The sequence below is a fragment of the Acinetobacter pragensis genome (assembly GCF_001605895.1).
GTDB lineage: Bacteria > Pseudomonadota > Gammaproteobacteria > Pseudomonadales > Moraxellaceae > Acinetobacter > Acinetobacter pragensis.
This window is the reverse complement of record NZ_LUAW01000053.1, coordinates 1-5,940: the sequence shown is the minus strand read 5'-3', so window position 1 is coordinate 5,940 and position 5,940 is coordinate 1. Positions and strand designations below refer to the sequence as shown.

The 5,940-nt window shown below is 40.7% G+C and carries 5 protein-coding genes and 3 pseudogenes; 5 read left to right on the top strand and 3 right to left on the bottom strand.

The window, feature by feature from the left end:
* Positions 1 to 709, bottom strand: a pseudogene (locus AZH43_RS16290) (3-oxoacid CoA-transferase subunit A); the annotation flags it as partial.
* Between the two features lie 288 nt (positions 710 to 997).
* Here AZH43_RS16290 and pcaU point away from each other — a divergent pair.
* Together pcaU and AZH43_RS16280 are read left to right on the top strand one after the other, a co-directional pair.
* The gene (gene pcaU, locus AZH43_RS16285; RefSeq protein WP_067671953.1) at positions 998 to 1,822 is read left to right on the top strand and encodes an IclR family transcriptional regulator PcaU; all 825 of its coding nucleotides are present in this window, start codon (positions 998 to 1,000) and stop codon (positions 1,820 to 1,822) included.
* Between the two features lie 62 nt (positions 1,823 to 1,884).
* Positions 1,885 to 2,646 (top strand): annotated as a pseudogene (locus AZH43_RS16280) (IS5 family transposase); the annotation flags it as partial.
* 195 nt (positions 2,647 to 2,841) lie between these two features.
* Here the strand turns inward: AZH43_RS16280 and AZH43_RS16275 are convergent.
* Both AZH43_RS16275 and AZH43_RS16270 read right to left on the bottom strand, forming a co-directional pair.
* On the bottom strand, positions 2,842 to 3,111 hold the full coding sequence (locus tag AZH43_RS16275; RefSeq protein ID WP_067671950.1) for a hypothetical protein: 270 nt from the start codon (positions 3,109 to 3,111) through the stop codon (positions 2,842 to 2,844).
* Positions 3,112 to 3,828: a hypothetical protein gene (locus AZH43_RS16270; protein ID WP_067671947.1), complete on the bottom strand. Its 717-nt coding sequence runs from the start codon at positions 3,826 to 3,828 to the stop codon at positions 3,112 to 3,114.
* Positions 3,829 to 3,969: 141 nt separating this feature from the next.
* Here AZH43_RS16270 and AZH43_RS16265 point away from each other — a divergent pair, with 141 nt between their 5' ends.
* The 3 genes and pseudogenes from AZH43_RS16265 to AZH43_RS18980 form a co-directional block, all read left to right on the top strand.
* A complete protein-coding gene (locus AZH43_RS16265; protein ID WP_067671944.1) occupies positions 3,970 to 4,239 on the top strand; it encodes a helix-turn-helix domain-containing protein in 270 nt (89 codons plus the stop codon).
* Between the two features lie 8 nt (positions 4,240 to 4,247).
* On the top strand, positions 4,248 to 5,543 hold the full coding sequence (locus tag AZH43_RS16260) for a hypothetical protein (protein WP_227509835.1): 1,296 nt from the start codon (positions 4,248 to 4,250) through the stop codon (positions 5,541 to 5,543).
* Positions 5,544 to 5,627: 84 nt separating this feature from the next.
* A pseudogene (locus AZH43_RS18980) lies at positions 5,628 to 5,940 on the top strand (hypothetical protein); the annotation flags it as partial.

The following is a 5,940-nucleotide window of genomic DNA, read 5'->3' as shown; positions in this document are numbered from 1 at the left end:
TAAAAAGACGTTTTTTAAAAGGCGAGATAATCGCTAAACGTTCCGACCACTGCTTGCCTGCAATTAATAGATAGGGTTGTCGATTAATTTGAATAGTTTTCCATGCAATACGGGTGGGATAAGCATAAGCTGAYAMWTSASSGAWKKKRAYYTSWGSCKSSWKGRYMAWKWYMGGSMSWRRRWTGYGTGCAGATTTGCGGTAAACCAGATTGCCCCAGCGGTCGCCCTGCTGCGCTTTAATTAAGGCGAAGTCCGCTTTGATGGGATTTTCTAAAACGAAGTCTTTGCCGTCGTAATTCAGGGCGGGCTTGCCTTCCGCTAAAAGCGTACCGAAGCCGGTCGGGGTGTAAATGGGGCCCAAGCCCATGCCTGCGGCTTGAATGCGGCAGGCCAGGTTGCCTTGCGGCACCAATTCCAATTCGATTTTGCCGGCGCGGTACAATTCATCAAAAACCCAAGAGTCGGACTGGCGCGGGAATGAGCAGATGATTTTACGGACAGCGCCGGCTTTAAGCAGCTTGGCCAGGCCGTAATAGCCATTACCGGCATTGTTGTTAATGATGACCAAGTCTTTGACGCCGAGTTCAATCAGCCCGTCAATCAGTTCAGCGGGCTGGCCTGCAGTTCCGAACCCGCCAATCATGATGGTGGAGCCGTCCTTAATTTGGGATAGGGCCTCTTGCAAAGAACCTGAACTTTTATCAATCATTAGACAACTCCGTCTGTACGATGCATAAATAGAGATGGAAACTAATGTACGGGATAGGCCATAGCATGATGTTTGAACCACCCAATCCCGAGTGTTTTAATTAGAATTCCTTTATTTATTCTTCATTTTTTTTGATGCCGCATCTACTGCAAAATAGCATTTTTGTTCGATTTATAGTATTTTTGTTCGATCATCGAACAATTAATCTATTTTTTGAAAACCTTGAGTCATTATTCGATTACTCTCGATCTTAAATAATCACCTATTCATGAACATAAAGGCAACTTCATGCATGAGTCAAAATTAGAAGATAAAAAAATATTGCACAATCCGGATAACCAAAAAAATATCCGGCATGAGGATTTTATCTCGGGCATCAGCAAAGGCATGGCGATATTAGATTGTTTTGGATCTGAACGTCACCGATTGAATATCAGTATTGCTGCTGAAAAAACAGGGATGACGCGGGCTGCTGCGCGCCGGCATCTGCTGACTCTAGAATATTTGGGATATTTAGAATTTGATGGTCATTACTATTATTTAGCGCCAAAAATACTAAAATTTTCAGGAGCTTATTTAAGTGGATCCCAGCTTCCAAAAATCTGTCAGCCGCTCTTGAACTTACTGACAACTCAAACATCACTTATTTATTCAGTCATGGTTTTAGACGGTTTTGAAGCCATTACTATTGCTCGAAGCGCCGCACACCAGCAAACAGATCGTGTTAACCCTTATGGACTCCATTTAGGCAACCGTTTACCTGCCCATGCAACATCAGCCGGTAAAATTTTACTCGCCTACTTAGATTTAGAAGAACAAAAAAAATGGTTAGAAAAGTATCCATTAAAACGCTTAACTAAATTCAGCTGCACGGACAATACTGCCTTTCTAAAAATTCTTGAGGAAATTAAAGAACAAGATTGGTGTTATTCCTGTGAAGAGCATGAGCTGGGTGTACATGCTCTTGCTGTACCGATACACGGGCCGAAAGGCAATGTTGTTGCCGCATTGAATATTGTGTCTCCTACAGCAAAAACAACGAAAGAATATTTGGTTCAACAAATTATGCCCTTGCTCTTAGAAACCGCTCGGGAATTAAGGAATGTGATTTAAATCCAGTAAACCTTCTCTCCTCTACTGTCCTATTATTGCGTTACATATCCGCCATCAATTGAGATGCGGCTATTGAATACTGTCTCATGATCACGTCGTGATTTGGACTCTTTTTGCATATGCCCACATGCTTTGTTCAAAGTCTCATAAAACTCTGCGGGTTAGATTGGACAGTACTGGACTACAAGACCATTTGTAGAAGATAAAAGTACATCGATATTTCGATTAGTTATCAAAAAAGTAATGATGGACCTCATCGACTCTACTGGTTTGAAATTCTTAGGTGAAGGTGAATGGAAACGGAAGAAACATCATGCTGAATATCGCAGCCAATGGCGTAAACTTCATATCGGCATAAATGCTAAAACCTTGCAAATACTGGCTATTCAGCTCACTACAAATAATGTCAGTCATTCGCAAGTATTAGGAGGTTTACTTGATCAAATTCTACCAGATGAGCAGATTAATTCTGTCTATGCAGATGTCGCTTATGATACAAAATACTGTAGACAGCTGACTTCAGATCGACAAGCACATGCAGTGATTCCACTAAGAAAAATACCAACCCTGGAAAGATAAAAAGCTTTGATCTGTAGAGCGAAATGAATTGCTGCAATGCAAACAGCTAGGAAAGACGATTTGGAAAAAATGGTCTAGGTATCATCAACGCGGCTTGGTTGAAACCAAGTTGCATTGCATCAAATTATTAGGCAATAAATTAATTGCTAGAAACTTTCAAAGCAAAGTCAATCATTCATGCAAGAATAGCCATCTTAAAAAAAATTACAGAATTAGGCAGGCCTAATACCCAAGTTGTCACTTAGTTTTAGATAGTGTGAGTTATCTATTTATTCTGCACCAGTAAGGCGCTGGGATATTGCGGGATGAAGCGGGATATTGTGGGACAGAAGCTAGAGTTAGTAAGCATTTGAGCAAATTTTCAAGGGCAAACCAGGATAAACTTGATTTGCCCATTATTTTGCACTGAATTTAACGAGTTCTCTGGATGTGTGCTTTTTTTAGTTTTTATTTTGCACTGATTTAATTAGTGTAATTTGGTTCAGTAGAGCTTCAACAGTTGCCCCTACAATGTGGGTAGTAGCTTTGTCTGGGCTGTTGATGTCTTCCAGATTAAATTGCAGTGTGCATAGTTCTTCATTCGCAAGCTTCAGGACGATAGATATTGGCTGGGTTTCTGTGATTTTTGAGAAAATTCCTAAAGCATTTGATGGCAATTCAATTCCAGCTTTTGCCAAGCCAGACAAACTACCATTATTATTTTCAAGCATCTATGAAACACTCCTTATAAGTTGGTCTAATGCGGACTTTAGATGTTCTTCTGTCCAAGGCTTATCATAATAAAAGTTGTAAATAACTATAATCAATTCACTTTTTGGCTCTGGCGACAAAGTACGTCGCGTCTCTTTTAAGGCCTTTTCAATTAAGCTAATACAGGCCTTTAGCAACTCTTCATTAATGTTGCTCAAGTTATCATTTAAGAAAAGCGTGGCTATAAATTCTGCTTTGTCATCTGGTGTCATTGTACCTTTAGCAATTACCAGGGCTTTTTCCGCTGTTTCAATAGCTTGAGTAAGAAGTTGCTGATCTATGCTTAAAGGCACATCTGTTTTATCACTGTGATCGGCTGTAACAGCATGCTGCGCTGTTTCAGCGTCTAAAGGAAATGGCTCTCCTATACCATGCTGTATCCATTCCACATTTGCTCCAGTAGCTTCTGCTATCTTTTGAGCAACGGAAAGATGCATATTAAGATTTCCTTTAGAAAAAATCCCAAAAGCCGTAGATTTTGATAAGCCTATACGTCCAGTCCAGCCATATAAGGACTCCTTTTGGCCACGCAACAGTTGGCCATTACACATCAAAAAATATAAGCGTGCCTGAATTGGTGTTTTTTCTTGTTCGTAATTAAATTCCTTAAATTGCGAACACTGTGCGAAATCAAATCCAAAAAAGCGAACAAGTTTAAATTCTTTTTTATCAATCACTTAATAATTTCCATAGAAATTTGTTCGTAAATTTTATTGCGAACTATTTACTTCGAACCATTTACGAACCATTATTTTGTTAGATCGGGCAAACGCCTAATCTAACGAGTTAAAAAAAAGCCAACTGGCAGGGGGTTTTCAATGGGAATGATTCAAATACCCAATGAAATAGTTTGGGACAAGCATGAAATAAAAGCAGCAATTGCACGTAAAGGTTACAGCCTTACAGCGCTGGCTAAGTCTTATGGCATACCTGCCCAAACTGTCCGCAATGCATTGGATAAACCAAGCAAAAGCGGGGAAGTTGCGATCTCTAAATTTCTGGAAAAACCTTTACATGAGCTATTTCCAGAGCGTTGGACATCAAACAACAAGCGTATATATCCACGTTATAGCAAAAAGCAACAGTAAGGTGTCCTATGAAAACTCATTACAGCATTGCTGAATTGCTTGAACTCAATTTGCAAACTTTACCTAAAACTCGAAGAGGGTTAGAGAAGTTCGTTATTGCAAACAATTTTAAGTATAGAGAAGTTCCGAGTAGAGGAAAAGGTGGTACTCGAAAAGAATACGAACTAAGTTGCGAACTTAACAATTTAATTTCATTATATGAAATTAAAAATGAGGTTATTTCCTCTTCCCTAACAACTGAGGTCATTCCTGTTGGGTTCACTTCCAAAAGTCCTACGTGTCCTGCAAGTGAACTTATGAATTGGCAACGTGAGATTGCTGAAAACCGCTTGTTTGTAGTGCGCTACATTCAGCAGCAAATCAAACAAGGTACTAAAAAGACTCCTGCTATTGAGCAATTTATTGCAGATGCTGATGCTCTTTTATTACCTGAAGAAATGCAGCTGACTGTTCAGAAGGCCAATGCCAAAGCGGGTGAAGGTCGTACAGTGTCACGTCGATCAGTCTTTGATTGGATAAAATCCGTAGAAGATGCTGAAAAACATAAGATTAATGTAATTAGCATACTCGCCCCTAAAGCACGTCAGACCGAAATTCCAGTTTGGGCTGTAGAACTTTTGAAGCTTTGGGCACAGCCACAAAAGCCAACTTTACCTGCTGTGTTGGAATTACTTCCAAACTATCTAAAAGCCGATATGCCCTGCCCGACTTATAACCAGGCTTATCGTTTCATTAAAGAAAAGATGGGCAATGTTGATGCACAGCGCGGCCGGATGGGTGCGCGTGAATTGAAAAACTTACAGCCGTTCATTCGGCGCGATACTGAACAGCTTTTGCCTACAGATGTATATACCGCAGATGGTCACTGCTTTGATGCAGAAATTGCCCACCCGATGCATGGCAAGCCTTTCCGCCCAGAGATTACCGCCATTATTGATGTGGCTACACGTCGCCTAGTCGGCTGGTCGATTGATCTTGCGGAAAGCGGCTGGACCGTTTTGGATGCTGTGCGCATGAGTGCTTGCGAATGCGGTATACCTGCCATTTTTTATGTAGACAATGGCTCTGGTTATAAAAACCAGATGATGGGCGCAAAAGGCCGTGGTGTGATGGCTCGTTTGAATACTGAAATGAGTCATGCCCTGCCATATAACAGCCAGGCCAAAGGCTTGATTGAACGCAGTCACCAGACCTTATGGATCAAAGCTGCAAAAACTTGCCGTCATATATCGGCAAGGATATGGATGCTGAAGCCAGCAATAAAATGTTCAAGCTTACCCGTAGCGAAATCAAACAGAACATGAAATCACACAAGCAAAACGACTGATTCAAATTGGATCAATGAAGAACAACCGCTTTGGCTTCGCTTATTACAACTGGGATTAACAATGAAAAGAATTGATAGCGTGAATGCACGCGTTGACGTAAATGGTGTAGGTAAAAAAGGCTTTCATGATAATGCGGATTTACCGGGTCAAGATGCAACTTATGTAACGCCGGACTTTTTGAATACGGTTCAGGAAGAATTGGCCAATGCAGTTGAGCTTTCAGGACTCAATTTAGACCCGAATGATCCTGCACAGCTGTTTAAACTCTTTAATCTGCATAATAAAGCGCTGGTACAGCGTATTTATCATGTCGGTTCTAAGCACATGACAGATAATACGGACTGGAACCCAGCTGTTGAACTTCAAACTTATT

What these genes read in the sequence shown, in the direction of transcription:
- AZH43_RS16260 (WP_227509835.1), top strand. Translation starts at nt 4,248, where the DNA reads ATGAAAACTCATTACAGCATTGCTGAATTGCTTGAACTCAATTTGCAA.
- AZH43_RS16275 (WP_067671950.1), bottom strand. Translation starts at nt 3,111, where the DNA reads ATGCTTGAAAATAATAATGGTAGTTTGTCTGGCTTGGCAAAAGCTGGA.
- AZH43_RS16265 (WP_067671944.1), top strand. Translation starts at nt 3,970, where the DNA reads ATGGGAATGATTCAAATACCCAATGAAATAGTTTGGGACAAGCATGAA.
- pcaU (WP_067671953.1), top strand. Translation starts at nt 998, where the DNA reads ATGCATGAGTCAAAATTAGAAGATAAAAAAATATTGCACAATCCGGAT.